Genomic DNA, 24,519 nt, shown 5'->3' with positions numbered 1-24,519 from the left:
CGACATGGGGGAGGCTTGCGGCACTCTCCCCCACGTTCCCGGAAGGATCTGCGCCGGCTGCCCCAGCGCGACCGTACCTTCGACCCATCGTTTCGCAAGGCCGTAGGATAACGCACAAAGAATGCCGGATTCCGCGCCTGCTCCCTTCGGTTCCTCGTCTCCCCGCGGCCCCGGCGCCATCCGGCCGAGCAGCGCCGAGCCCGAATCCGATGCGACGGACGGCGTGACCGCCGGCGCGCTGCCCGCGGTGCCGCGGCTGTCCGTCATCGTCCCCACCTTCAATGAACGCGGCAACGTCGAGCGGATGCTCGTCGGCATCGACGGCGCGCTGAAGGGCGTCCCCTACGAGGTGATCTTCGTCGACGACGATTCGCCTGACGGTACGGCAGACACCGTGCGGCAGATCGGCGAGCGGGATCCCCGCGTCCGCTGCATCCGCAGGATCGGCCGGCGCGGCCTCGCCGGCGCCTGCATCGAGGGGATGCTGGCTGCCCAGGCGCCACTCGTCGCCGTCATCGACGGTGATCTCCAGCACGATGTGAACGTGCTGCGGACCATGCTCGATCGGTCCCCCGATGCAGACCTCGTGGTTGCCAGCCGCTATGTGGATGGCGGCAGCGCCGACGGGCTGAACCGCCGCCGCGGCGCCATGAGCCGCACGGCCACCGGCATGGCGCGCCGCATCCTCGGCATCAAGACGTCCGACCCCATGAGCGGCTGCTTCCTCATCCGCCGTGCGCTGGTGGAACGCCTCGCGCCCGCCCTCTCGCCCAACGGCTTCAAGATCCTCCTGGACATCATGACAGCAAGCAAGGAACCAATGCGGGTCGTGGAAGTGCCCATGGCCTTCGCCGCCCGTGACGAGGGTGACAGCAAGCTCGACAGCCGCACGATGCTCGATTTCGTCACCCTCCTGATCTTCAAGGTCAGCGGCGGCACCATCTCGCCCCGTTTCGTCTGGTTCTCGGCCGTGGGCGGCGCAGGGCTGGTGCTGCACCTGCTGATGCTGAAGGGCGGACTGCTCGTCGGGCTCGGCTTCGCCGTGGCCCAGTCCATCGCGACCATCGGCGCCATGACGTCGAACTTCGCCATGAACAACGTCTTCACCTATCGCGACCGGCGGGTGAGCGGCCTCGCCATGCTGCCGGCCCTGCTCAAGTTCTACCTGATCTGCGGCGCCGGCGCGGTGGCCAATGTGGGCGTCGCCAGCTGGGTGTTCGAGGGCGGATGGCGCTGGTGGCTCGCGGGCGTTGCGGGCTCCGTGATCGGCGCGGTCTGGAACTTCGCCATGACCTCCCTGTTCGTCTGGGGACCGTCCAAGTGAGCGTCTCCATGCCAGGTCTCGCAAGGCCTGGCGTCGGCGACCGGCCTGCAGGCCTCAAGACGCTGCAGGACCGGATTTCCCCCGCCTCGGCCCTTGCCGCCGTGCTCGTTTTCGCACTGGCCGTGCGTCTCCTGTTCGCCGCCACCACCGGCCTCGGCAACGATGAATCCTACACCGTCGTCACCAGCCGCATCCCGGCGCTGAGCTATTTCGACCATCCGCCCATGGCATGGTGGCTGGCGCATTATTCCGCCGTTCTCTTCGGCTCGGAGGCGCCGCTCGCGGTGCGCGCGCCGTTCCTGCTGCTCTCCACCCTCTCGACCGTGCTCATGTATCTGCTCACGGCCCGGCTGTTCGGCCGCTGGGCCGGGGTGTGGGCGGCGCTGCTGATGGCGTGCGCGCCCGTGCTGGGCCTGACCAGCGCCACCTGGGTACTGCCGGACGGACCGCTCATCGCCTTCCTGCTCGCGGGAACGCTGGCGATCGCCCACGTTCTGTTCGACGAGCGGGCCCACCCTGCCCTGTGGCTTCTGGCCGGAGCCCTGGGTGGGCTGGCGCTGCTCTCCAAGTATCACGGCGTCTTCCTGTTCGCCGGAACCCTCCTGTTCCTGCTGCTGTGCCCGCGGCAGCGGAAATGGCTCGGCACCGTGTGGCCCTATGCGGGCGGCGTGGTCGCCCTCGTCCTGTTCTCGCCGGTGATTGCCTGGAACGTCGGCAACGGCTTTGCCTCCCTCGCCTTCCAGAGCGCGCGGGCGTCGGCGGCGGGCTTCCACCCGCTGATGGCGTTGATGGTGGTGGGCGGCATCGCCCTGTTCCTGACGCCGTGGATCTGGGTCGGCCTCGTGGCGGCGGCGGTGCGTGCGCTCAGGGCCCGGCCCGTCAACCCGCGCGCCCTCCTGCTCCTGTGCCTCGCGGCCGGGCCGGTGCTGGTGTTTCCGATGGTGGCGGCCTGGTCGGGCGCCAAGCCCTTCTTCCACTGGGCCGCGCCGGGCTATCTCATGCTCTTCCCCCTGCTCGGCCGGGCCACCGCGCAGCGCTGGGCCGTCAACGCCGCGATCCGGGGCTGGACGGTCTGGTCCGCGGGTTTCACGGCAGCGGGCGTGGCCGTGATCGCCACGGTCTCCATGGTGCCCTCCCTCGGCACGGCGGTCTCCGGCACCGGGGGCGACCCGCTGCGGGAACTCGCGACCTGGAGCGACCTCGACGCCGCCGTGCGGCGCCACGGCCTGACACCCGGCCCCTATGCCTTCGTGGCGACGCCCGTCTGGCATATGGGCGGAAAGGTGGGCTACGCCCTCGGCCCGTCCTGGCCGGTCGCCTGCATGGGCGACGACTGCCGCGGCTTCCTCATGAGCGACATCCAGCACGGCCGCCAAGGCGCCGACGCAGTGCTCGTGCTCGATGTCGCCGGATCGGAAGCCCAGATGAACGCCATGCGCCGGCGCTTCCAGAGCGTCGAACGGCTGGAAACGGTGGAAATCCGCCACGCCGGCACGATGGTCGCGCTGGCGGTGCTCGCGACCGGGCATGGCTATCTCGGCGATCCCTCGACGCGATAGGACTGCGGGGGCTACTTTTGGCCGCCCCGGTACCTCCTGTTCACGGACCCGGTCCATGATAGCTTGACCTTGAGCGTCGCGAGTGGGGGCGGGAAGCGGCATGTCCGGGATTTTCGACTGGCTCGAAAAGGGAATGCCGGCGGTGCTCGACGCCATCCCCGTGCCAGTGTTCGTCAAGGACCCGGACAGCCGGTTCATCCTCATCAACCGGCGTTGCGAGGAACAGTGGGGCATCCCGCGCACCGAGGTGGTGGGCGGCACGGGGGAAGGCATCTTCCCGCCAGAACAGGTGATGCGCCTCATGGAGAACGATCGCCGCGCGCTGGAGGGCTCTGCCGTCGCGTGCGACGAGGTGATGCGCAACGTCGCCCTCGGCCAGGATCGCACCCTGCACACGCTGCGGCGCGCCATCCGTGATCAGGTCGGGCGGACGTGTTCCCTCGTGGGCGTGTCCGTCGACATCACCGACATCAGGCGTACCGAGCCTGCCCTGCGCGACAGTGAGGAGAAGCTGCGCGGCCTGTTCGAACTTTCCCCCCTCGGCATCGTGCTGAACGGAATGGACGGCAGCTACCTCGAGTTCAATTCCGCATTCTGCGCCATCTGCGGCTACAGCCCGGACGAGCTGCGGCGGCTGGACTATTGGGCACTGACGCCGACGAAATACGCCTCGCAGGAGCGCGAGCAGCTCGATGCCCTGCTGACCCAAGGCCATTACGGCCCTTACGAGAAGGAATACATCCGCAAGGATGGCAGTCTCGTGCCGCTGCGCCTCACCGGCGTGCGGCTCCATGCCAGCGACGGCGGGTCCTACATCTGGTCCATCGTCGAGGACATCTCCGCCCAGAAGAAGGCGCAGGAGGCGGTCTGGTATCATGCCAATTTCGACGACATCACCGCGCTCCCCAATCGGCGCCTGGTCTACCAGCGGCTGGAGGAGGAGATCGCGCGGGCGCGCGGGACCGGCCGGCGCATGGCGCTGCTGTTCATCGACTTCGACCGCTTCAAGGAGATCAACGACGCCTTCGGCCACGACAAGGGCGACATGCTGTTGAAGGAAGCCGCGCGGCGCCTCGCAGAGCGCCTGAGCGCGGGCGATACGGTCGGCCGGCTGAACGGGGACGAATTCATGATCGTCGCCGCCGAAGACGACATCCGGCGGCTGCGCGAACTGGCGGACGACCTGAGGCAGGCACTCGGTGCCCCCTACCGTCTGGGGGCAGACCTCGCCTATTCCTCGGTCAGCATCGGCATCGCCGTGTTCCCGCAGGATGGCGAGAACGCCGAAGCGCTGGTCCGCCATGCCGACCAGGCCATGTACGAGGCCAAGGGGCTGGGCCGCAACCGCTGCCGCTTCTTCCGCAGCGCGCTGCAAGAGGAGGCGACACGGCGCGGCCGCATCGCCAACGAATTGCGCGGCGCCATCGCCGGCGACCAGTTCCGCCTGTTCTACCAGCCCATCATCGACCTTGGGACGGGCGAGGTGGTGAAGGCGGAGGCGCTGCTGCGCTGGCAGCATCCGCAGATGGGGCTCGTCAGCCCCGCAGAGTTCATCCCGGTGGCCGAGCAGACCGGCGAGATCATCGCCATCGGCCAGTGGGTGTTCGAGGACGTGCTGCGCCAGATCACCGCCTGGGACGCCGCCGGCCTGCCGCCCATCCGCATCGGCGTCAACCGCTCCCCGGTGGAGTTCCGCCAGTCCGCTGACGTGCTGGACGCCTGGGCCGAGCGCCTCGCGGAGCATGGACTGTCCGGCCGGCGCATCCTGGTGGAGATCACCGAGGGGCTGCTGGTGGAACTGAGCGACACGGTACGCGACCAGTTCGAGCGGCTGCAGGGAATGGGGATCGCCCTCTCCCTCGACGATTTCGGCACCGGGTACTCATCCCTCGCCTATCTCAGGAAGTTCGACGTCGATTTCCTCAAGATCGACCGCGCCTTCGTGCAGGGCGTCGAGCGCGGCTCCGACGATCTCGCCTTGTGCGAGGCCATCATCGTGATGGCGCAGAAGCTCGGCATCGAAGTGGTCGCCGAGGGCATCGAGACCGAAGACCAGTGCGCACTGCTGGTCACGGCGGGTTGCCGGCTCGGCCAGGGCTTCCTGTTTTCCCGCCCCCTGCCCGCCGATGCCTTCGCCGCCTATCTCCGCGGCGCGGCGCAGCACGGCTGAGGCGGGAAAGACGGGAAAGACGGGCGAGGCAACTCTGGCCTCGCTGTCCCGCAGCCAACACAAACCGCGCGTAGGCGGCCGGGCGGAAGGCGGCCCCGCGAGAGCCACGGGAAACGCATTCCCCGCCTCAGAGGCGCCCGTTAGGGGCTCGTGGGCCAGTTCCATGCTTGATCAGATAAAGTCCGAGGGCGGGCTGCGCAGGCCGATCACAGGCGGCCGACGACGACGGGCCAGAAGACGTCTGCCCAGTCGAGGCTTCGAGACGGCAACCACCCTCGCACTCACATTGTGAGCGGGGCAAAGAACCGATTGTTTTGGGATGATAAATGGCGGGAGTGACGGGGCTCGAACCCGCGACCTCCGGCGTGACAGGCCGGCGCTCTAACCAACTGAGCTACACCCCCGGACCGGCGGAAGGTCTTGCCGACCGCCGAGGAGAGCGGCGTGGTACGGCACCCCTCCGCCCAAGTCAAGCAAGCCGCGCATTTTTTGCCGGGAAGTTGTCCACAGCCCCCTTAAGATTGAGCGCTGGCAACGCTTTGCGGCACTGCCGGCATTGCGGGTTCTGACCGATGTTTGCGGGGATTCGCAGCGCGCGCGGAGGCGCGAACGGCCCACGTCCGCATGGGTGGAATCGCGGATGCCGACGTGGGGAGAGGATGGAGCTGGACATGGTGGGCGGTGACGGGCTCGAACCGCCGACCCTCTCGGTGTAAACGAGATGCTCTACCAACTGAGCTAACCGCCCGGTCGTCGCAGGACCTTCCGGCGCTATAATCCGCCCAGGCCGCAGCGGCAAGGGCGGGAATGCGGCTGGGGCGTGGAACAGCGGCTGCGCGCCGGCATGGCGCGCGTGCCCGTCCGCCGGACGCCTTCGGGAAAAATGGTTTTGGGAAACGTGGGCGCGATGGCCGGATCTCGCGCCTGGCGCGCAGGCGCTTCGTGCGCCCTGAATCCGCGAGGCTGGGGCTCGTCGGATCGGGGACGCTCCGCCCGGTACGGCCGGGCCGGGAGCGTCCGGATAGCCCCCCGGACATCGATCCGGAGAGGCACATGCAACGGCATCACGGCCGGCGCAGCGTGCGCCCGGGCCGAGAGCCGGATCAGTCGTTGACGGCTTCCTTGAGACCCTTGCCGGGGGTGAACTTCGGCGCCTTGGAAGCCTTGATCTTCACCGGCTTGCCGGTGCGCGGGTTGCGGCCTTCACGGGCAGCGCGCGTCACCACGGAGAAGCTGCCGAAACCGATCAGCTTGACTTCCTCGCCATCCTTGAGCGCCTTGGCGATGATGTCGAAGGTCGCGTCCACAGCCGCAGCCGCAGCGGTCTTCGTCAGCTTCGCCTCTTCGGCCACGGCGGCGATCAGTTCGTTCTTGGTGGTCATCTGACCTTTCCTTCCGTTGTCAGAACGCGAATCGTGCAGGGCTAGCCCTGACGAACGGCGCGAGCATCACGGAAAATAAGGCTTTTGCAAGCGCGATTGGCGCCAAACCCGCACCAATGCACGATTTTGCGCTGTGCGCCTGCGAAGAGCCTGGGCGCAGGCCACACGCGGCGACACGCCGGAATCCCGTTTAAGTCATTGAAAAGACTGAGGGCGTGCCCCGCGCTCCCCGAACGTCCGGGGATGGCGGCGACACGCCCTCTGAAAAAGTTTCAGAAACTGTTGAAACAGGCCGGGTTGCGGACAATCCGGCCTGTTTTTCGCGTCAGTGGGCGACCACGCCCGCGTTGTCCTCGTCAGCGACCGGCGGGTTGTTCACCGGACGCTCTTCCCAGGTGATGGGCTCGGGCGGGCGAACCAGCGCGTTGGCCAGTACCTCGTCCATGCGCGACACCGGCACGATCTCCAGCGCGTTCTTCACGTTGGCCGGGATATCCGCCAGATCCTTGGCGTTCTCCTCGGGGATCAGCACCTTCTTGATGCCGCCGCGGAGCGCCGCAAGGAGCTTCTCCTTGAGACCGCCGATGGGCAGCACCCGGCCGCGCAGGGTGATCTCGCCGGTCATCGCCACGTCGCGACGGACGGGGATGCCGGTGATGACCGACACGATGGCCGTGGCCATCGCAACGCCGGCGGACGGACCGTCCTTCGGGGTCGCCCCCTCGGGAACGTGGACGTGGATGTCGCGCCGCTCGAACAGGGGCGGCTCGATGCCGAAGTCCACCGCCCGCGAGCGGACGTAGGACGCCGCCGCGGAGATGCTCTCCTTCATCACGTCACGCAGGTTGCCCGTGACCGTCATCTTGCCCTTGCCGGGCATCATGAGGCCCTCGATGGTCAGCAGCTCGCCGCCCACCTCGGTCCAGGCGAGGCCGGTGACGACACCCACCTGGTCCTCGCTCTCCACCTCGCCGTAGCGGAAGCGCGGGGCGCCGATGAAGTCCTCGAGATTCTTGCCCGTGACCTTCACCGACTTCTTCTTGGAGAGCATGAGCTCCTTCACCGCCTTGCGGGCGAGGGTGGAGATCTCACGCTCGAGGTTGCGCACGCCCGCTTCCCGCGTGTAGCGGCGGATGAGCAGGAGCAGGGCCTCGTTGTCGATGGTCCACTCCTTCTCGGTCATGCCGTGCTTCTGGAGCGAGTTGGGGATCAGGTGCTTGCGCGCGATCTCCACCTTCTCGTCTTCCGTGTAGCCGGCGATGCGGATCACCTCCATGCGGTCCAGAAGGGCCGGCGGGATGTTCAGCGTGTTCGCCGTGGTCACGAACATGACGTTCGAGAGGTCGTAATCCACCTCAAGATAGTGGTCGTTGAAGGTGTGGTTCTGCTCGGGGTCGAGAACCTCGAGCAGGGCCGAGGACGGATCGCCGCGGAAGTCGGCGCCCATCTTGTCGATCTCGTCCAGCAGGAACAGCGGGTTGGACTTCTTGGCCTTGCGCATGGACTGGATGATCTTGCCCGGCATGGACCCGATGTAGGTCCGCCGGTGGCCACGGATCTCCGCCTCGTCGCGCACGCCGCCAAGGGCCACGCGCACGAACTCACGGCCCGTCGCCTTGGCGATGGACTTGCCGAGCGAGGTCTTGCCGACGCCCGGAGGGCCGACAAGGCACAGGATGGGCCCCGTGAGCTTGTTAGCGCGGCTTTGGACCGCCAGGTACTCGACGATGCGCTCCTTGACCTTGTCGAGGCCGTGGTGATCGCTGTCGAGGATCTCCTGGGCGTAGTTCAGATCCTTCTTGACCTTGCTCTTCACGCCCCACGGGATGGAGAGCAGCCAGTCCAGATAGTTGCGCACGACGGTGGCTTCGGCCGACATGGGCGACATCTGGCGGAGCTTCTTCAGCTCGTGCGTCGCCTTCTCGCGGGCTTCCTTGGTGAGCTTGGTCCGCTTGATGCGGTCCTCCAGCTCCTGCAGGTCGTCCTTGCCGTCCTCGTCGCCCAGCTCCTTCTGGATCGCCTTCATCTGCTCGTTCAGGTAGTACTCGCGCTGGGTCTTCTCCATCTGCCGCTTCACGCGGGTCCGGATGCGCTTCTCCACCTGGAGCACGGAGATCTCGCTCTCCATCAGGCCGAGCACCTTCTCGAGGCGATCGGGAACCTTCAGGGTTTCGAGCACGCCCTGCTTCTCGGGAATCTTCACCGCGAGATGCGAGGCCACCGTGTCGGCGAGCTTGGAATGGTCGTCGATCTGGCTGACGACGCCGACCACCTCGGGCGACACCTTCTTGTTGAGCTTCACATAGTTCTCGAACTCGGTGACCACCGAGCGCGCGAGCGCCTCGCCTTCGACGCGGTCGCCGACCTCGTCGTCGAGCGTGATGGCCTCGGCCTCGTAGAGGTCGGTCCGCTCGGTGTAGCGGGTAACCTGGGCGCGGCTGACGCCCTCGACCAGCACCTTCACGGTGCCGTCGGGCAGCTTCAGCAGCTGCAGCACGGTCGCGAGCGTGCCCACCGGGAAAATGGCCTCGGGGGCCGGATCGTCATCCGACGCATTTTCCTGGGTGGCGAGCAGGATATAGGTATCGCCGCGCATGACCTCTTCGAGGGCGCGAATGGACTTCTCGCGACCCACGAACAGGGGGACGATCATGTGGGGAAACACCACGATGTCGCGAAGCGGGAGGACCGGGAAGGTCTGGGACACTCCGGCAACGAGCGGCGGGCGCGGCTTCTGGCTCGTCATGACGCAATCCTTTCAAGAAGTGCACGCGCTGGATTTGGGCGCAGAACTGCGTTGCCGCGCGTGCACGCGGCCGGAGACGGGTGTGGATTTTCAATGCTGAAGCGGCTTTCGCCGCAGGAGGCACGAGGTCCGACCCCCGAGACCGGAACTTTCGAAAAGTAGATGGACACGCAACCTGCCCGTTTCAAGGGCACACCATTGACCTCTTTGGAGGATTGGCCCTTCCGGGCAAACGCCCCGAGAAGAGGGCGGACCGGCGCCACGGCCCCGGCCGTCATCTCCCGCCTCATGCCCCGGGCCCTGACCCGAACCGGGACCATCCGCCGGCCGGAAAGGGTCCGGGCCGGTTGAACTCCGGTCGCGTCCCGCCCTCTCCCGAAACCGCAAGGTCTGGGGAGAGGCGCGGGGCCCGACACGTCACGCACTGGCGCCTGCATCGCCGACGCGATCGGCGTAGATGTAGAGCGGGCGCGCATTCTGCTCGACGACTTCCCGGCTGATCACCACTTCCTCGACCCCCTCCAGACCGGGGAGATCGAACATGGTGTCCAGCAGGATGCCTTCCATGATGGACCTGAGGCCACGGGCGCCGGTCTTGCGCTCGATCGCCTTGCGGGCGATGGCGCCGAGGGCCTCCTCATGGATGGTGAGGTCGACACTCTCCATCTCGAACAGCCGCTGGTACTGCTTGACCAGGGCGTTCTTCGGCTCGGAGAGGATCTTCTTCAGCGCCTCCTCGTCGAGATCACCCAGCGTCGCCAGCACGGGCAGGCGGCCGATGAACTCGGGGATAAGGCCGTACTTCAGCAGATCCTCGGGCTCGACCTCGCGGAACACCTCGCCGGGCCGACGATCCTCGGGCGGCGCCACCTTGGCCTGGAAGCCGATGGAGGTGGAGCCCTTGGAGCGGGACGAGATGATCTTGTCGAGGCCGGCGAAGGCGCCGCCGCAGATGAAGAGGATGTTGGTGGTGTCCACCTGCAGGAATTCCTGCTGGGGATGCTTGCGGCCGCCCTGGGGAGGAACGGACGCGACCGTGCCTTCCATGATCTTCAGCAGGGCCTGCTGCACGCCCTCGCCCGAGACATCGCGGGTGATGGACGGATTGTCGGATTTGCGACTGATCTTGTCGATCTCGTCGATGTAGACGATGCCGCGCTGCGCCCGCTCGACATTGTAGTCGGCCGCCTGGAGCAGCTTGAGAATGATGTTCTCCACGTCCTCGCCCACGTAGCCGGCTTCAGTCAGCGTGGTGGCGTCGGCCATGGTGAAGGGCACGTCGAGGATGCGCGCCAGCGTCTGCGCGAGCAGCGTCTTGCCGGAGCCGGTGGGCCCGATCAGCAGGATGTTGGACTTCGCGAGTTCCACGTCGCCGTGCTTGGTGGCGTGGTTGAGACGCTTGTAGTGGTTGTGCACCGCGACGGAGAGGACCTTCTTCGCGTGGTCCTGGCCGATGACATAGTCATCAAGGACCTTGCGGATCTCCTTCGGGGTCGGGATGCCATCCCGCGACTTCACCAGAGAGGACTTCGACTCTTCCCGGATGATGTCCATGCACAACTCGACGCATTCGTCGCAGATGAACACGGTGGGTCCGGCGATGAGCTTCCTGACCTCATGCTGGCTTTTGCCGCAGAACGAGCAATAAAGCGTGTTCTTGCTGTCGCTGCCGCCGGTCTTGCTCATCTCACGTCTCCTAACGCCCTCACGAACCGGACATTTGGACCGGCCGTCCCGTCAGGGCCTCTTATGGGTTTTGCACGAAGCAAAAACCTCGCCAAACCCGAATGTGGTGATCGACTTTGCAAAAGCCAATCACCCTGAGGCGACGCGATCAAGGCAGGCTGGCGACATTCCCCAGACCAAGGGATGCACCGCCGCCGACCCTGGGGTCGCGCCGTCCGCCGATCGTCTGCCCACGACCTTTCGCAAATCTGAACCCGGAACTCATTACGAACTCCGGACCCCGATGGTTCATGGCCCTGAAACGCGAAGGCCCCCACCATCAGGCGGGGGCCGACAACGCGGCATCCGATGCCGGCTTAACGACATGCAAGCGCGATCTTGCACCGCACGCAAGTGGGGCAATGCGAGAACGCCGGACGTGTTGCCCAACTATCGCTATCGCCCCGCCCGGCCTTGCGGCCAAGCTCGTGCTCGACCTCAGGCGGCCTTGGCGGCCTCGTCGGTCGGGCGCTTGTCGATCACGGAATCGATGAGCCCGAACTCCTTGGCGGCCTCGGAGGTCATGAAGTTGTCGCGCTCGAGGGCGTTCTCGATGGCCTCGAAGGGCTGGCCGGTGTGCTTCACATAGATTTCATTCAGCCGCTTCTTGAGGCTGAGGATTTCCTGCGCGTGAAGCATGATGTCCGTCACCTGGCCCTGGAAGCCGCCGGACGGCTGGTGGACCATGATTCGGGCGTTCGGCAGCGCGAATCGCATCCCCTTCTCGCCCGCGGTCAGCAGAAGCGAGCCCATGGAGGCCGCCTGGCCGATGCAGAGCGTCGACACCGCCGGCTTGATGAACTGCATGGTGTCGTAGATGGCGAGGCCCGACGTCACCACTCCCCCGGGGGAGTTGATGTACATCGAGATTTCCTTCTTCGGATTGTCCGCCTCGAGGAACAGCAGCTGCGCCACCGCGAGGGTGGCCATGCCGTCCTCGACCGGGCCGGTAAGGAAAAGGATGCGCTCCTTCAGGAGGCGGGAAAAGATGTCGTAGGACCGCTCGCCACGGTTGGTCTGCTCGACCACCATGGGGATCAGGTAATTCATATAAGTATCGACTGGATCACGCATCTTAAGACCCCCGGGGGCGCATAGGGAGGGCGCGGGTAGAGGCACGCCGCTGCCGGCGTGCCGCGCGAATTCGTCGCAGGACGGATCGCGACCCGAGCCTCAGGCCGCCTTCTCGTCCTCGTCATCCTTGAAGAGCTCTTCCTTGGTGACCGTCTTCTCGGTCACGTTGGCAAGCTCCAGGAGGAAGTCGACGACCTTCTCCTCGAACAGGGGGGCGCGCACGGACGCCAGAGCCTCGGGGGTGCGGCGGTAATAGTCCCACACCTGCTGCTCCTGGCCGGGGAACTGGCGGGCCCGTTCGACCACCGCGCGCGTCACCTCGTCGTCGGAAACCTGGATATTGTTGCGCTCCCCGATTTCCGCAAGCACCAGGCCGAGGCGCACGCGACGCTCGGCGATGCGACGGTAGTCCTGGCGGGCCTCCTCCTCGGTGGTGCCTTCATCGGCGAAAGTGCGGCTCTGGGCGGCGAGATCCTCGTTCACCCGGCTCCACACGCCGTAGAATTCCTGCTCCACGAGGCCTTCCGGCACGTCGAACTTGTGAGTCGCGTCGAGGCCGTCGAGCAAAGCGCGCTTCACCTTCTGGCGGGCGGCGCCGGCATATTCCTGCGCGATGCGGGCCTTCACGGTCTCGCGGAGCTTCTCGAGGCTCTCCTGGCCGAGGGTCGCGGCGAAGGCGTCATCGAGCGCGATGGCGCCGGGCGCGTCGACGGACTTCACGGTGACCTCGAAGGTCGCGGCCTTGCCGGCGAGTTCCTTGGCGGCGTAGCCCTCGGGGAAGGTCACGTTGAGGGTGCGGTTCTCACCGGCGGAGGCGCCGACGAGCTGCTCCTCGAAGCCGGGAATGAAGCCCTTGGAGCCGAGCAGGACGTCGATGTCCTGGCCCTCGCCGCCCTGGAACTTCTCGCCGTCCACATAGCCGGTGAAGTCGATGGTCAGGCGGTCGCCGTCGGCGGCAGGGCCTTCCTTCGTGGCGAAGGGGCGGTTGGCGTCGGCGATGCGCTGCACCGCCTCGTCCACCTCAGCCTCGGTCACCTCGACCACGGGCTTCTCGACGGAGATGTCCTTGAAGTTGCCGAGCTCGATCTTCGGCAGAATCTCCAGCTCCACGTCGTAGGCGAGGTCCTTGCCGCCGTCGAGCAGGGTCTGGAACTGCGGGTCCTCTTCCGGCCCCTTGATCCGGGGCTGGAGCGCGAGCTTGAAGCCGTGCTCCTCGACGATCTTGCCGTTGGTCTCGTTGACGGTCTGCTCGATGATCTCGGACATCACGGACTTGCCGTAGACGCGCTTGAGATGGGCCACGGGCACCTTGCCGGGGCGGAAGCCGTTCAGCTTCACCTGGCCCTTGAGCTCGTTGAGCCGGGCGTCGGCCCGGGCGTCGAGGTCGGCGGCGGACACCACCACACGGAAAGCGCGCTTGAGGCCCTCGGCCCCGGTCTCGGTCACCTGCATCGTCTTGCCTTCACATCCTCATCGCGCCAGGCGCGTTAACTTGAATTCAGCGCTGTCACCGGCATCCCGCGGCAATCGCCGGAGGCCGCGCGGCACGGTGGACCTGCCCCGACCGGACCGCCTTGCGGCGACCGACGCGCGGGCTTGCGGCGGCATTGGTGCGGGCGGAGGGTTTCGAACCCCCACGACTTGCGTCACGGGAACCTAAATCCCGCGCGTCTACCAGTTCCGCCACGCCCGCGGCCCCGTCTCGCCAAAGGCCCGTCGCGCCCAAAGGCCCGTCATGCCTGCGAGGTGTCGCCGGGCACGGGAACGGCACCGAAGCGCTTGAGCGCACGACGCCTCCGGGCACAGCTCCACCGCTCGCGCACGAGGCCGCACGCGCCGTTCGGGTCGCGGCTTATATCATGCCCGTGCGGCCGCGCAGCAAGAAAATGGCGCCCGCAACCGCACGCTCCCCATGGCGCTCGCCTCACGGCACGACGCCGCATCTCCGCCCGCGAAGCAGGCCGGCGGAGCGTATGGCCCGGCGGACGGAAGAGTGAGAGCTGCCAAGCTCCCGCTCGCAGACACGATCAACGCACACGCGGCGCCGACGACGCGGTCCGCGCAGCGGCGCTGGGGAGAGCGCGAGCAAAGCCGCTTGCCCTTTTTCCGGCCGCGTAACATGGTCCACCCACCCCGCCAGGAGATGCAGCGTGAGCCCGTCGATTCCCTCTCGTCGCAACGTTCTCAAGGGGGCTGCGGCCCTGTCGTTCGCCGGCGCTGCCGGTGCCCTGTTGCCGGACTGGGCGTTGGCGCAGGGCCAGGGCGCTAGCCCCGTGGCGCTTGCGGCCGCGGAAGGCAGCCGGCCGGAGATTGCCGGTCAGGGCAACCTTGCGCTCTTCAACGATTCTCTGCCGGGTCCTGTCCTTCGCGTGACGAAGGGGAGCGAGCTTCAGGTCCAGTTCGCCAATGCGCTCAAGGAGAGCGTCGCCCTCACGTGGCAGGGCGTGCGGATGCCGGCGGAAGCCGCGATCGCCGCCTCCGCTGCCGTCGCGGGCGGGCAGAACAAGCTCATCCGGCTCACGCCCAAGGATGCCGGCACCTTCTGGTACCACGCGACATCCCCGGCCCTCGCCCGCCGCGCGCTCTCCGGCGCGCTCATCGTGGCCGAGCCCGGAACCCCGGCCTACGCTTCGGACAATCTCCTCTTCATCCAGTCGTTTCCGCCCGAGAGCGGGGTGCCGATCTTCCCGGTGAACGGCGAGTTCTCGCCAACCTTCCAGGGCCCGGCCAGCGGCCGCAGCCGGCTGCGGCTCGTGAATGCCACGCCCCTGTTCCTGCGCCTGCGCTTGAAGGGCCCGGCGGCCTACGCCATCGCCATCGACGGGCAGCCGGTCGCCCAGCCGTTCGAATTGAAGGATGGCCGCCTCCAGATGCCGCCGGGCGGGCGAATGGATGTCGCCGCCACCATCGACGACGCGGATGCCACCATCATCGAGGTCGAGACCGCCCAGGAGCCGATCCGGCTCGCGGTGGTCACGCCCGTCGGCCCCGCCGGCCCGATGCCCTCCGGGCCGCCCGCGCCGCTCCCGGCAAACGATTTGCCGGCTGATATTCCCCTCAAGGACGCCGTTCGTGTGGAACTGCCCATCGGGGGGAAGAGTGGCGCCACTGCCTCGCTCGGCACCGTGAAGTCAGGCAAGGCAATGGTTCTGACCCTGGCCAACAGCCTCGACGCTCCGGTTTCGGTCTATGTCGCCGGCCATGCGGTGCGGCTGCTTGATAGCCTCGACGATGGCTGGAAGCCGTGGTGGCACGACACAGTTCCTGTGCCGGCTAAAGCGACAGTAAGGGTGGCCCTTCTGGCCCAGGCGACCGGGACATGGAGCGTCACGGCGCAACGGGGCGGCGATGGCGAGGTGGTCGCCTCGGCCACCTATCAGGTCACGGCCTGACCGGTTTTCCCTGTCGAATCACAGATCTATCCCGCCGGGACCACCCGGCGGCCGGGCGCATGCGCTCGGCCGCCGGGCGCGAGGACGTCACGGGCCAGACAAGGATGGCCGCCCTGATTCGTTTTCGGACGTCAAGCTTTTTCGATGGCGGCATATAGCCGGCTATAGACTCCACGCAGACCCTCGGGCAGATCGTCGGCGATGAGCCCCGGCCCCGCCTCACGGGCGGCCTCTCCGTGAAGCCACACGGCAGCGCACGCCGCCTCGAAGGGCGGCATGCCCTGCGCCAGCAGGCCGCCGGCGATGCCGGCCAGCACATCCCCTGCCCCGGCTGTCGCCAGATAGGCCGGCGCATTCTCGGCGATGGCGGCACGGCCGTCGGGATGGGCGATCACCGTGTCGGCGCCTTTCAGCACCACCACGGCCCCAAGCCTGCGCGCGGCGGCACGCGTGCGGGCGAGCTTGGAGGGCGCCTCCAGCACCTCCCCGTCGCCACGGAACATGCGGGCAAACTCCCCCTCATGCGGCGTGACGATGAGACCGTCGCTGCACGCCGCCACGGCTGCCAGCGCCCAGGGCACACCCTCGTAGCTGGTCAAGGCATCGGCATCGAGCACCAGGCGCCGCCCCGGGGCAGCCACGTCGATCTTCGCTCGCGTCTGCTCCCCACCGCCGAGGCCCGGCCCGAGCACCACCGTGTTCAAGCGCCGGTCGGCCAGCAGCTCCGCCAACTCCCCTGCCCCATCCACCGGGCGGGGCATGATGGCGGCATAGGAGGCGGCCTGCAGCGGCAGGGCATCACGGGGCAGGGCGATGGTGACGAGCCCGGCGCCAGCCCGCAGCGCCCCACGGGCGGAGAGGCGGGCGGCGCCGGAGGTCCAGGCCGGTCCGCTCACCACGACGGCATGGCCGCGGGAATATTTGTGCCCGCCGGCGGCGGGAACGAGGAAGGCGTCGCGCCAGAGGGCCGGCATGTCGACGAACGTCTGCGGGCGAATCGCCTCCAGCGCCTCGTCGGGAATGCCGATGTCCGCCACCCGCACCCGGCCACACAGGCTGCGCCCCGGCTCCAGCAGATGCCCCGGCTTGCGGCGAAAGAAGGTGACCGTCTCCACCGCCTGCGCCGCTGCGCCGCGCACCTTGCCGGTGGCGCCATCGAGGCCCGATGGCAGGTCCACGGCGACGATGGGCTTGCCGGACTGCGCCATGCGCTCCACCAGCGCCCGCGCCGCGCCATCGAGGTCGCGGGCGAGGCCGGCGCCGAACAGGGCATCCACGATGACGCCCGCCTCGTCGAGATCGACGGCCGCCGGCTCCTCCACCGCGCCCCGCCAGCGCTCGGCGGCGCGGCGCGCGTCGCCGGTGAGCTTGTCGCGGTCCCCCAGCAGGGCGAGGCGCACCTTGAAGCCCCGCTGCGCCAGCACCCGCGCGGCGACGAATCCGTCGCCGCCGTTATTCCCCGGCCCGCAGAGCACGAGGATGCGCGTGGGATAGGGGTAGCGCGCGACCGCATCGGCCACGGCGGTGCCCGCGCGGTCCATCAGCGTCATGGACGGCGTGCCCATTTCGACGGCGAACTTGTCCGCGCGCGCCATTTCGTGTGGATCAAGCAGTGCGTACACCGATGCCCCCGTCCTCAGATGCTCAGATCATGCTCACGTCGGCGAACTGAAAACCCGCAAGTAAGCCCAATATTTCATCACAACGACTAAGAATTATGCACATCATCCGACCAACGCTGCCTGTCTTCTGCATGGGCAAATGACGCAAGGCATGGCACATATCATGCTTACAAATGGCGTCTCGACCGTACGGCGGCGGATCGGGTCAGGGAGACGGAGCGGATGAAGAAGATCGAGGCAATCATCAAGCCCTTCAAGCTCGATGAGGTGAAGGAAGCCCTCCAGGACGTCGGCCTGCAAGGCATTACCGTTACGGAGGCCAAGGGATTCGGCCGCCAGAAGGGCCATACGGAGCTCTACCGCGGTGCCGAATATGTGGTCGATTTCCTGCCTAAGGTGAAAATCGAGGTTGTCCTCTCCGACGATATGGTAGATCGAGCCGTCGATGCCATTCGCCGCGCGGCCCAGACCGGGCGGATCGGAGACGGGAAGATCTTCGTGTCGTCCATCGAAGAGGCGATCCGTATCCGGACCGGCGAATCCGGCCTCGACGCGATCTGACGCGTCCAAAACAAACCGTCCAAGAAACGAACTGCAGGCCAGCAGAAAGGTAGCAATCCCCATGACGACCAAGACGGCCAAGGACGTCCTCGACCTCATCAAGAGCGAGGACGTGAAATATGTCGACCTGCGCTTCACCGATCCGCGCGGCAAGTGGCAGCATGTCACGTTCGACATCAGCATGGTCGACGAGGAATTCCTGACCGAAGGCACCGCCTTCGACGGTTCGTCCATCGCCGGCTGGAAGGCCATCAACGAGTCCGACATGCTGCTCATGCCGGATCCGACGACCACCTGCATCGACCCCTTCTTCTCGGAGACCACGCTCTCCATCGTCTGCGACGTGCTGGAGCCCACCACGGGCCAGCCCTACGGCCGCGACCCCCGCTCCATCGCCCGGAAGGCCGAGGCCTATGCCAAGTCCACCGGCGTGGGCGACGCGGTGTATTTCGGCCCCGAGGCCGAGTTTTTCATCTTCGACGACGTGCGCTTCAAGGCGGACCCGTACAACACCGGCTTCAAGCTCGACTCCATCGAGCTGCCGACGAACGGCGACACCGAGTATGAGGGCGGCAACCTCGGCCACCGCGTGAAGACCAAGGGCGGCTACTTCCCCGTGCCCCCCATCGACTCGGCGCAGGACATGCGCTCCGAGATGCTGGCCGCCATGGCCAAGATGGGCGCCAAGGTCGAGAAGCACCACCACGAGGTGGCTTCCGCCCAGCACGAGCTCGGCCTCAAGTTCGGCTCGCTCGTGACGATGGCCGACCACCTGCAGGTCTACAAGTACTGCATCCACCAGGTGGCCAACATCTACGGCAAGACGGCGACCTTCATGCCGAAGCCGGTGTTCGGCGACAACGGCTCGGGCATGCACGTGCACCAGTCGATCTGGAAGGAGGGCAAGCCCCTCTTCGCCGGCGACAAGTATGCCGACCTCTCCGAGTACTGCCTGTGGTACATCGGCGGCATCATCAAGCACGCCAAGTCGCTGAACGCCTTCACCAACCCGCTGACCAACTCCTACAAGCGTCTGGTCCCGGGCTATGAGGCCCCCGTGCTGCTCGCCTATTCGGCGCGCAACCGTTCGGCGTCCTGCCGCATCCCCTACACCAACAACCCGAAGGCCAAGCGCGTCGAGGTTCGCTTCCCCGATCCCGGCGCGAACCCCTACCTCGCCTTCGCGGCCCTGTTCATGGCGGGCATGGACGGCATCCTGAACCGGATCGACCCCGGCCAGGCCATGGACAAGGATCTCTACGACCTGCCCCCGGCCGAGCTGAAGCAGATCCCGACCGTCTGCGGCTCGCTCCGCGAGGCGCTCGCCTCCCTCGAGGCGGATCACGAGTACCTGCTGAAGGGCGACGTGTTCCAGAAGGACTTCATCGAGTCCTACATCGACCTGAAGATGGCCGAGGTGATGCGCTTCGAGATGACGCCGCACCCGGTCGAGTTCGAGATGTACTACTCGGTCTGATCGACCTTCCTCCCAAAGCAGAACGGGCGCCCTTCGGGGCGCCCGTTTTCGTTTGTGGCGGTCTCTGCGTGCTCGGCCAGCCGGTCGCCCGGCTCAGCCGGCCTCGCCGCTCCCCGTGGTCCCGCTACCGGCCTTGCGGGCGGCGGCGCGGGCGTTGTTCTCGGCCTTGCGCGCCTCGCGCCCTTCCCTGCCCTCCTCCAGCGCCGTCACCGCGCCATGCAGGGTGGCGAGGTCCTGCCGGGTGAGACCCAGCCGGTGGAAGATGTTGCGCAGGTTGCGGATGGTGGAGGGCGCCTTCTCCGGCGAGCGAAAGAAGCCGGAGGTCTGGAGCGCCGTCTCCAGATGGTCGAAGAAGGCGAAGAGATCGCCCTTGTCGGCAAGCGGCGAGCGGTCCGGCGGGGCGAACGGCAGGGCGCCGCCGCTTTCCGCCTTCGACCATTCATATCCCGCCACCGCCACGCAGGTGGCGAGGTTCAGGGAGGCGAAGGCCGGGTTCACCGGAAGGGTGAGGATGGCATCACATAAAGATACCTCCTCCGTGTAGAGGCCGGTGCGCTCGCGGCCGAACACCAGCGCCACTTCCTCGCCGGCGGCCATGCGGCTGCGGGCCTCGGCCACGGCTTCATCCGCTCCGAGCACCCGCTTCGCCATGCCACGCTCGCGGGCGGTGGTGGCGAAGGCGAACTTCACGTCATGCAGCGCCGCGCGCAGGTCCGGGAAGAGCTGCGCCTCGTCGAGGATGCGGTCGGCTCCGGCGGCGAAGGTGCGCGCCCGGTCGTTCGGCCAGCCTTGGCGCGGGTTCACGATGCGCAGGCGCGACAGGCCGAAATTGCCCATGGCGCGCGCCGCCGAGCCGATGTTGTCCCCAAGTTGCGGCTCCACCAGGATGATGAGCGGCCCCCCCGCCGTCCACGGCTTGGTGCTGTCGGTACCCGAACCCGGCATGTGGTCTCCTTGTCCGCGCCTTGGTCGCATACGGCGCCCGGACGTGTCGATACCCGGACGAAAGACGGGCCAGGCGATGCCGACGGCCCGACCGCCAGAGCGGGCGGGCGTGGGAAACGATCTCACGGCATTAGCCGGGTTTCCGTCTTGCGCCGCACTGCACCGGTGCTATAGCGGCCCGTGCCGGAGGCCGGTGGCGCCGCAACGCCGCCATCGCCTCCCCCGATTTACCAAGGCTCATTGAGCAGTCGCGAAAGGCCGTCCCATGGCGAAGATCAAGGTGGCAAATCCGGTCGTCGAGCTCGACGGCGACGAGATGACCCGGATCATCTGGCAGTACATCAAGGACAAGCTGATCCACCCCTATCTCGACCTCGACCTCGAGTATTACGACCTTTCCGTCGAGAACCGCGACGCCACCAACGATCAGGTCACGATCGCCGCCGCCGAGGCCATCAAGAAGCACGGCGTGGGCGTGAAGTGCGCCACCATCACGCCGGACGAGGCCCGCGTGAAGGAATTCAACCTCAAGGAAATGTGGAAGTCGCCCAACGGCACCATCCGCAACATCCTCGGCGGCGTGATCTTCCGCGAGCCCATCATCTGCAAGAACGTGCCGCGCCTGGTGCCGGGCTGGACCCAGCCCATCGTCGTCGGCCGTCACGCCTTCGGCGACCAATATCGCGCCACCGACTTCAAGGTGCCCGGCAAGGGCAAGCTGACCATCTCCTTCGTGGGCGAGGACGGCACGAAGATCGAGAAGGAAGTCTACAGCTTCCCCGGCGCCGGCGTGGCCATGGCCATGTACAACCTGGATGAGTCGATCCGCGAATTCGCCCGCGCCTCGCTCAACTACGGCCTCCTGCGCAACTATCCCGTCTACCTCTCCACCAAGAACACGATCCTCAAGGCCTATGACGGCCGCTTCAAGGACATCTTCCAGGAAGTCTACGAGGCCGAGTTCAAGGCGGAGTTCGAGAAGCGCGGCCTCACCTACGAGCACCGCCTCATCGACGACATGGTGGCCTCGGCCCTCAAGTGGTCCGGCGGCTATGTGTGGGCCTGCAAGAATTATGACGGCGACGTGCAGTCCGACATCGTGGCCCAGGGCTTCGGCTCGCTCGGCCTGATGACCTCCGTGCTGATGACGCCCGATGGCAAGACGGTGGAGGCGGAAGCCGCCCACGGCACCGTCACCCGCCACTATCGCGAGCACCAGAAGGGCAAGGAGACCTCCACCAACTCCATCGCCTCCATCTTCGCCTGGACCCGCGGCCTTGCCCATCGCGCCAAGCTCGACGGCAACGAGGACCTCGCCAAGTTCGCCGCGACGCTGGAGAAGGTGTGCGTGGACACGGTCGAGGCCGGCGACATGACCAAGGACCTCGCGCTCCTCGTCGGTGCCGACCAGAAGTGGCTCTCCACCACCGGCTTCCTCGACAAGGTGTCGGAGAACCTCACCAAGGCCATGGCGGCCTGAGGCAGACGACATTTGGCGGCAGCCCAGGCTGCCGCCGCAATCCCGAAGGGGTCGCCACGCGCGGCCCCTTTTTGTTTTGGCGGGAGGCGTCAGGCGGCGGGGACGTCGGTCTCGGGCTTCACGTCCGGATGCAGTTCCGAAAGCCGGCCGATCACATCGGGATGGCGCAAGGCGAGCATGTACAGCTCGTTTTCTTCGATGGAGAGGATCTTGGTCTTCGCCACCGCCCGCACCGTCGCCGGATCTGGCTTCGTGTGACCGGGCAGGAGCCCGAACACCTCGCCCGGCCCCAGCGAGCGGATACCGTCGGGGCTTTCCATCTCCACCCTGCCCTCCAGCACCACGAACAGGTGGGCCGCCTCCTCGCCGCGCCGCACCACATGGTGGCCGCGGTCGTAGCTGCGGGAATGCAGAACGGGGAGGATGTCGCCCAGCACGGGCGCATCGAGATCGGAAAAGGGCGGCAGCCGCGCGATCATGGAGAAGGTGACGACGAAATTGTGCTTCGAGATCACCTCGGCAAAGGAGCCGGCGATGATGGCGATGGGCAGCGCCAGCATCATCAGGCCGGAGATCATGGTGAGGCCGCCGATGACACGGCCGAGATTGGTCACCGGCACCACGTCGCCATACCCCACCGTGGTGAGGGTGGTGATGGACCACCACATGGCCAGCGGGATGGACCCGAACTTGTCCGGCTGCACATTCCGCTCAGTCAGGTACATGGCGGTCGCCGACATCAGCACGCCCGAGCACAGGATGATGAGGCAGGAGAGCAGCGCGTAGCGCTCGCGCCTGATGGCGAGATAGAGCGCGTTGAAGCCGGAGGAATAGCGCGCCAGCTTGAGGAAGCGCACGAGGCGCAGCACCAGCAGGGCGTGGGGATCAAAATCGGTGGCCAGCGCCACGAACCACGGCAGGATGGCGATGAGGTCGATCAGCGCCGGCACGGTCAGCATGTAGCTGAGCCGCGCGCGCGTATTCGACATGCCGCGCCGGAGCGGGTGTTCCGGTGCCACCCACAGCCGGAACCCGTATTCCACCGTGAAGATCAGCAGCCCGCAGAACTCGCCGACCCTGAACCACCACGCATCGCGAATTTCCAGGGATTGCACGGTTGCCAGCACCGCGCCCGTCACCGACAGCAGCACCGTTCCGATCAGGAAATAATGGACGAAATCCGCCGTCCGGTCGCCGGGAAGGTCTCGCTCCAGGATGTCGAACACACGTCGCCGGGCCGATTGCTCCTTCATCTCGTCCTCAAATCCCCTGCCCGCCTTGGCGTCGCGCGCGACCGAGCGCTGTCTCGATGCGGGCCCGGGCGCGCTCGGTGCGCGCCACCACCACCTCGTCCGGCAGACCGAGCTGCGTCAAGAGGCGGGCGGCGAGTTGCAGGCTTGCTTCCTGCGCCTCCGGTATCACGCCCGCCACCCCGAGCGCCGAGAGCCGGTGGGCATGCTCGGTATCCTTCGCACGGGCGATGATCGCGGCCGACGGCCAGTGCTGGCGCACGGCACCCGCCATGCGTTCGGCCGCATTGGGCGCATCGAGTGTCACCACGAACACGGTCGCGCGCTCGGCGCCCAGGCGCGCCAGCATCTCCGCGCGCCCGGCATCGCCGAAATAGACCGGCAGGCCGGCGCCCCGCGCCTCGGCCACCCGGCGGGGATCGTTGTCGAGCGCCACATAGGCGACGCCCTCTTCCTCCAGCGCGTCCGCTACCATGCGGCCCACCCGCCCGAAGCCACCAATGACCACGTGGCCCTCGGCGCTGCTCTGCGCAGGCGCGGCGAGATTGTCGTTGAGGCGGGCATCCAGCGTCCGCCCCAGCCGCCGGCCCAGCCGTGCGAGGAACGGCGTTGCCGCGAGGCTGAGGCCGACCATGGCGATGAGGACGCCGGCATCGGCCCGCGGCAGCGCCCCGTTCGCCGCCAGGAGCGCCAGCACCACGAGGGCGAATTCCCCCGTCTGCGCCAGCAGCACGGCCGCCTCCGCCGCAGCCGGTGGCGCGACTTTCATCAGGCGGCCGGCGGCATAGGTGAAGACGATCTTCACGGCGAGGATGCAGGCGACACCGCCCAGCACCCAGCCGAGCCGCGGCAGCACCACGGCGAAATCAATGCTCATGCCCACGGTGACGAAGAACACGCCGATGAGCAGGCCCTTGAACGGCTCGAGGTCCACCTCGATCTGGTGCCGGTAGGCCGTTTCCGACAGCAGCATCCCGGCGAGGAACGCCCCGAGCGCGCTGGACAGGCCCGCCCGATGGGTGATCGCCGCCGAACCCACCACCACCACCAGCGTGATCGCCATGATGAGATCGCGCGACCGCGTGGAGGCCGCCGCCGCGACCAGCGGCGCCAGCACGAAGCGCCCTGCCACCAAAATCAGCGCGACGGCGCCCACCGCCTTGACAAGCGCAAGGGCGGCCAACGTCAGCACGTCCGGCGCATTGCCCGTGAGAAGCTCGGCCGCCAGGAGGATGGGCACCACCATCAGGTCCTGAAACAGCAGGACGGCGATGACGAGCTGGCCGAGCGGGGCAAGGGCGCGATGCTGATCGATGAGCAGCTGGCTCACGACCGCCGTGGACGACAAAGCGAGCGCCGAGCCCAGCACCAGCGCCACACCCGGCGGGTATCCGATGAGCACCGCGCCCAGCGCCAGCGGGACACCGCAGAACACCACCTGCAGGCAGCCGACGCCGAACACCTCGCGCCGCAGCGCCCACAGGCGCGCGGTGGAGAATTCAAGCCCGAGCAAAAACAGCAGGAAGACGATGCCCAGTTCGCCGAACGGCGCCGCCCGTTCGGGACTGGAAATGGTGACGAAGCGCACCAGCGGCAGCGTATCGGCGAGGTGCCCGAGCCCGTGGGGGCCTAAGAGCGCACCCACGGCGATGAAGCCCACCACGGCACCGATACGGGCGCGGTGGAAGAGCGGCACCAGCACCCCGGCGGCGAGGAGATAGACGAACGCATCCTTGAGGAAGCTGTCGTTCAATGCCCCACCACTCCGCTACCGTTCGCCCGCGCCCCTTCCCTGTGTGGCAAGAATGACTG

Annotated in this window: 16 protein-coding genes and 3 tRNA genes; 7 read left to right on the top strand and 12 right to left on the bottom strand. The window is 67.2% G+C overall.

Annotation, left to right across the window (positions count from 1 at the left end; all coding sequences use genetic code 11):
• Positions 1-121 precede the first annotated feature (121 nt).
• The 3 genes from V5F74_RS13400 (at position 122) to V5F74_RS13390 (ending at position 5,053) form a co-directional block, all read left to right on the top strand.
• Positions 122-1,324 carry a glycosyltransferase gene (locus V5F74_RS13400; protein WP_081837743.1) on the top strand — a complete coding sequence of 401 codons (1,203 nt, stop codon included), beginning with the start codon at positions 122-124 and terminating at the stop codon, positions 1,322-1,324.
• Between the two features lie 8 nt (positions 1,325-1,332).
• Positions 1,333-2,883, top strand: coding sequence for a glycosyltransferase family 39 protein (locus V5F74_RS13395; RefSeq protein ID WP_029558807.1), 1,551 nt, complete (start codon positions 1,333-1,335; stop codon positions 2,881-2,883).
• A 100-nt stretch (positions 2,884-2,983) separates the two neighbouring features.
• The gene (locus tag V5F74_RS13390; protein ID WP_394008522.1) at positions 2,984-5,053 is read left to right on the top strand and encodes a putative bifunctional diguanylate cyclase/phosphodiesterase; all 2,070 of its coding nucleotides are present in this window, start codon (positions 2,984-2,986) and stop codon (positions 5,051-5,053) included.
• Positions 5,054-5,380: 327 nt separating this feature from the next.
• Here V5F74_RS13390 and V5F74_RS13385 read toward each other — a convergent pair.
• From V5F74_RS13385 to V5F74_RS13350, 8 genes are all read right to left on the bottom strand, one after another.
• Positions 5,381-5,457 (bottom strand) — tRNA-Asp (locus tag V5F74_RS13385).
• Between the two features lie 268 nt (positions 5,458-5,725).
• Positions 5,726-5,801, bottom strand: a tRNA-Val gene (locus tag V5F74_RS13380).
• A gap of 355 nt (positions 5,802-6,156) precedes the next feature.
• Complete coding sequence (locus V5F74_RS13375) at positions 6,157-6,435, bottom strand: HU family DNA-binding protein (RefSeq protein ID WP_024278722.1); 279 nt, start codon at positions 6,433-6,435, stop codon at positions 6,157-6,159.
• Between the two features lie 325 nt (positions 6,436-6,760).
• On the bottom strand, positions 6,761-9,181 hold the full coding sequence (lon, locus tag V5F74_RS13370) for an endopeptidase La (RefSeq protein WP_024278721.1): 2,421 nt from the start codon (positions 9,179-9,181) through the stop codon (positions 6,761-6,763).
• Positions 9,182-9,598: 417 nt separating this feature from the next.
• Positions 9,599-10,867, bottom strand: a complete 1,269-nt coding sequence (gene clpX, locus V5F74_RS13365; protein ID WP_024278720.1) for an ATP-dependent Clp protease ATP-binding subunit ClpX — start codon at positions 10,865-10,867, stop codon at positions 9,599-9,601.
• A 477-nt stretch (positions 10,868-11,344) separates the two neighbouring features.
• Positions 11,345-11,980, bottom strand: coding sequence for an ATP-dependent Clp endopeptidase proteolytic subunit ClpP (clpP, locus tag V5F74_RS13360; protein ID WP_024278719.1), 636 nt, complete (start codon positions 11,978-11,980; stop codon positions 11,345-11,347).
• A 99-nt stretch (positions 11,981-12,079) separates the two neighbouring features.
• Complete coding sequence (tig, locus tag V5F74_RS13355; RefSeq protein WP_394008518.1) at positions 12,080-13,432, bottom strand: trigger factor; 1,353 nt, start codon at positions 13,430-13,432, stop codon at positions 12,080-12,082.
• Positions 13,433-13,588: 156 nt separating this feature from the next.
• A tRNA-Leu gene (locus tag V5F74_RS13350) sits at positions 13,589-13,673 on the bottom strand.
• Positions 13,674-14,130: 457 nt separating this feature from the next.
• Here V5F74_RS13350 and V5F74_RS13345 point away from each other — a divergent pair.
• Positions 14,131-15,372: a multicopper oxidase family protein gene (locus V5F74_RS13345; protein WP_394008516.1), complete on the top strand. Its 1,242-nt coding sequence runs from the start codon at positions 14,131-14,133 to the stop codon at positions 15,370-15,372.
• 131 nt (positions 15,373-15,503) lie between these two features.
• Here V5F74_RS13345 and V5F74_RS13340 read toward each other — a convergent pair whose 3' ends face one another.
• Positions 15,504-16,967 carry an NAD(P)H-hydrate dehydratase gene (locus V5F74_RS13340; protein ID WP_394008514.1) on the bottom strand — a complete coding sequence of 488 codons (1,464 nt, stop codon included), beginning with the start codon at positions 16,965-16,967 and terminating at the stop codon, positions 15,504-15,506.
• 249 nt (positions 16,968-17,216) lie between these two features.
• On the opposite strand from V5F74_RS13340, the gene V5F74_RS13335 reads away from it, so the two are divergent.
• Together V5F74_RS13335 and glnA are read left to right on the top strand one after the other, a co-directional pair.
• Positions 17,217-17,555 carry a P-II family nitrogen regulator gene (locus V5F74_RS13335; protein WP_012115561.1) on the top strand — a complete coding sequence of 113 codons (339 nt, stop codon included), beginning with the start codon at positions 17,217-17,219 and terminating at the stop codon, positions 17,553-17,555.
• A gap of 61 nt (positions 17,556-17,616) precedes the next feature.
• Entirely contained in the window at positions 17,617-19,032 is a 1,416-nt protein-coding gene (gene glnA / locus V5F74_RS13330; RefSeq protein ID WP_024278715.1) for a type I glutamate--ammonia ligase, read from the top strand.
• A 93-nt stretch (positions 19,033-19,125) separates the two neighbouring features.
• Here glnA and V5F74_RS13325 read toward each other — a convergent pair whose 3' ends face one another.
• On the bottom strand, positions 19,126-19,977 hold the full coding sequence (locus tag V5F74_RS13325) for an RNA methyltransferase (protein ID WP_394008511.1): 852 nt from the start codon (positions 19,975-19,977) through the stop codon (positions 19,126-19,128).
• A gap of 265 nt (positions 19,978-20,242) precedes the next feature.
• On the opposite strand from V5F74_RS13325, the gene V5F74_RS13320 reads away from it, so the two are divergent.
• Positions 20,243-21,457, top strand: a complete 1,215-nt coding sequence (locus V5F74_RS13320) for an NADP-dependent isocitrate dehydrogenase (RefSeq protein WP_029558814.1) — start codon at positions 20,243-20,245, stop codon at positions 21,455-21,457.
• Between the two features lie 89 nt (positions 21,458-21,546).
• On the opposite strand, the gene V5F74_RS13315 is transcribed toward V5F74_RS13320, so the two are convergent.
• On the bottom strand, positions 21,547-22,710 hold the full coding sequence (locus tag V5F74_RS13315; protein ID WP_394008509.1) for a cyclic nucleotide-gated ion channel: 1,164 nt from the start codon (positions 22,708-22,710) through the stop codon (positions 21,547-21,549).
• A 7-nt stretch (positions 22,711-22,717) separates the two neighbouring features.
• Positions 22,718-24,460, bottom strand: a complete 1,743-nt coding sequence (locus V5F74_RS13310) for a cation:proton antiporter domain-containing protein (RefSeq protein ID WP_394008507.1) — start codon at positions 24,458-24,460, stop codon at positions 22,718-22,720.
• Between the last annotated feature and the right edge of the window lie 59 nt (positions 24,461-24,519).

The sequence above is a fragment of the Xanthobacter aminoxidans genome, from assembly GCF_043193615.1.
Lineage (GTDB): Bacteria > Pseudomonadota > Alphaproteobacteria > Rhizobiales > Xanthobacteraceae > Xanthobacter > Xanthobacter aminoxidans.
The sequence above is the reverse complement of the archived record's forward strand: the minus strand, read 5'-3'. Positions and strand labels throughout refer to the sequence as shown.

Excerpts from the sequence above, each read along its gene's own strand:
- V5F74_RS13400 (WP_081837743.1), top strand. The coding sequence starts at position 122 with ATGCCGGATTCCGCGCCTGCTCCCTTCGGTTCCTCGTCTCCCCGCGGC.
- V5F74_RS13395 (WP_029558807.1), top strand. The coding sequence starts at position 1,333 with ATGCCAGGTCTCGCAAGGCCTGGCGTCGGCGACCGGCCTGCAGGCCTC.
- V5F74_RS13390 (WP_394008522.1), top strand. The coding sequence starts at position 2,984 with ATGTCCGGGATTTTCGACTGGCTCGAAAAGGGAATGCCGGCGGTGCTC.
- V5F74_RS13375 (WP_024278722.1), bottom strand. The coding sequence starts at position 6,435 with ATGACCACCAAGAACGAACTGATCGCCGCCGTGGCCGAAGAGGCGAAG.
- lon (WP_024278721.1), bottom strand. The coding sequence starts at position 9,181 with ATGACGAGCCAGAAGCCGCGCCCGCCGCTCGTTGCCGGAGTGTCCCAG.
- clpX (WP_024278720.1), bottom strand. The coding sequence starts at position 10,867 with ATGAGCAAGACCGGCGGCAGCGACAGCAAGAACACGCTTTATTGCTCG.
- clpP (WP_024278719.1), bottom strand. The coding sequence starts at position 11,980 with ATGCGTGATCCAGTCGATACTTATATGAATTACCTGATCCCCATGGTG.
- tig (WP_394008518.1), bottom strand. The coding sequence starts at position 13,432 with ATGCAGGTGACCGAGACCGGGGCCGAGGGCCTCAAGCGCGCTTTCCGT.
- V5F74_RS13340 (WP_394008514.1), bottom strand. The coding sequence starts at position 16,967 with ATGGCGCGCGCGGACAAGTTCGCCGTCGAAATGGGCACGCCGTCCATG.
- V5F74_RS13335 (WP_012115561.1), top strand. The coding sequence starts at position 17,217 with ATGAAGAAGATCGAGGCAATCATCAAGCCCTTCAAGCTCGATGAGGTG.
- glnA (WP_024278715.1), top strand. The coding sequence starts at position 17,617 with ATGACGACCAAGACGGCCAAGGACGTCCTCGACCTCATCAAGAGCGAG.
- V5F74_RS13325 (WP_394008511.1), bottom strand. The coding sequence starts at position 19,977 with ATGCCGGGTTCGGGTACCGACAGCACCAAGCCGTGGACGGCGGGGGGG.
- V5F74_RS13320 (WP_029558814.1), top strand. The coding sequence starts at position 20,243 with ATGGCGAAGATCAAGGTGGCAAATCCGGTCGTCGAGCTCGACGGCGAC.
- V5F74_RS13315 (WP_394008509.1), bottom strand. The coding sequence starts at position 22,710 with ATGAAGGAGCAATCGGCCCGGCGACGTGTGTTCGACATCCTGGAGCGA.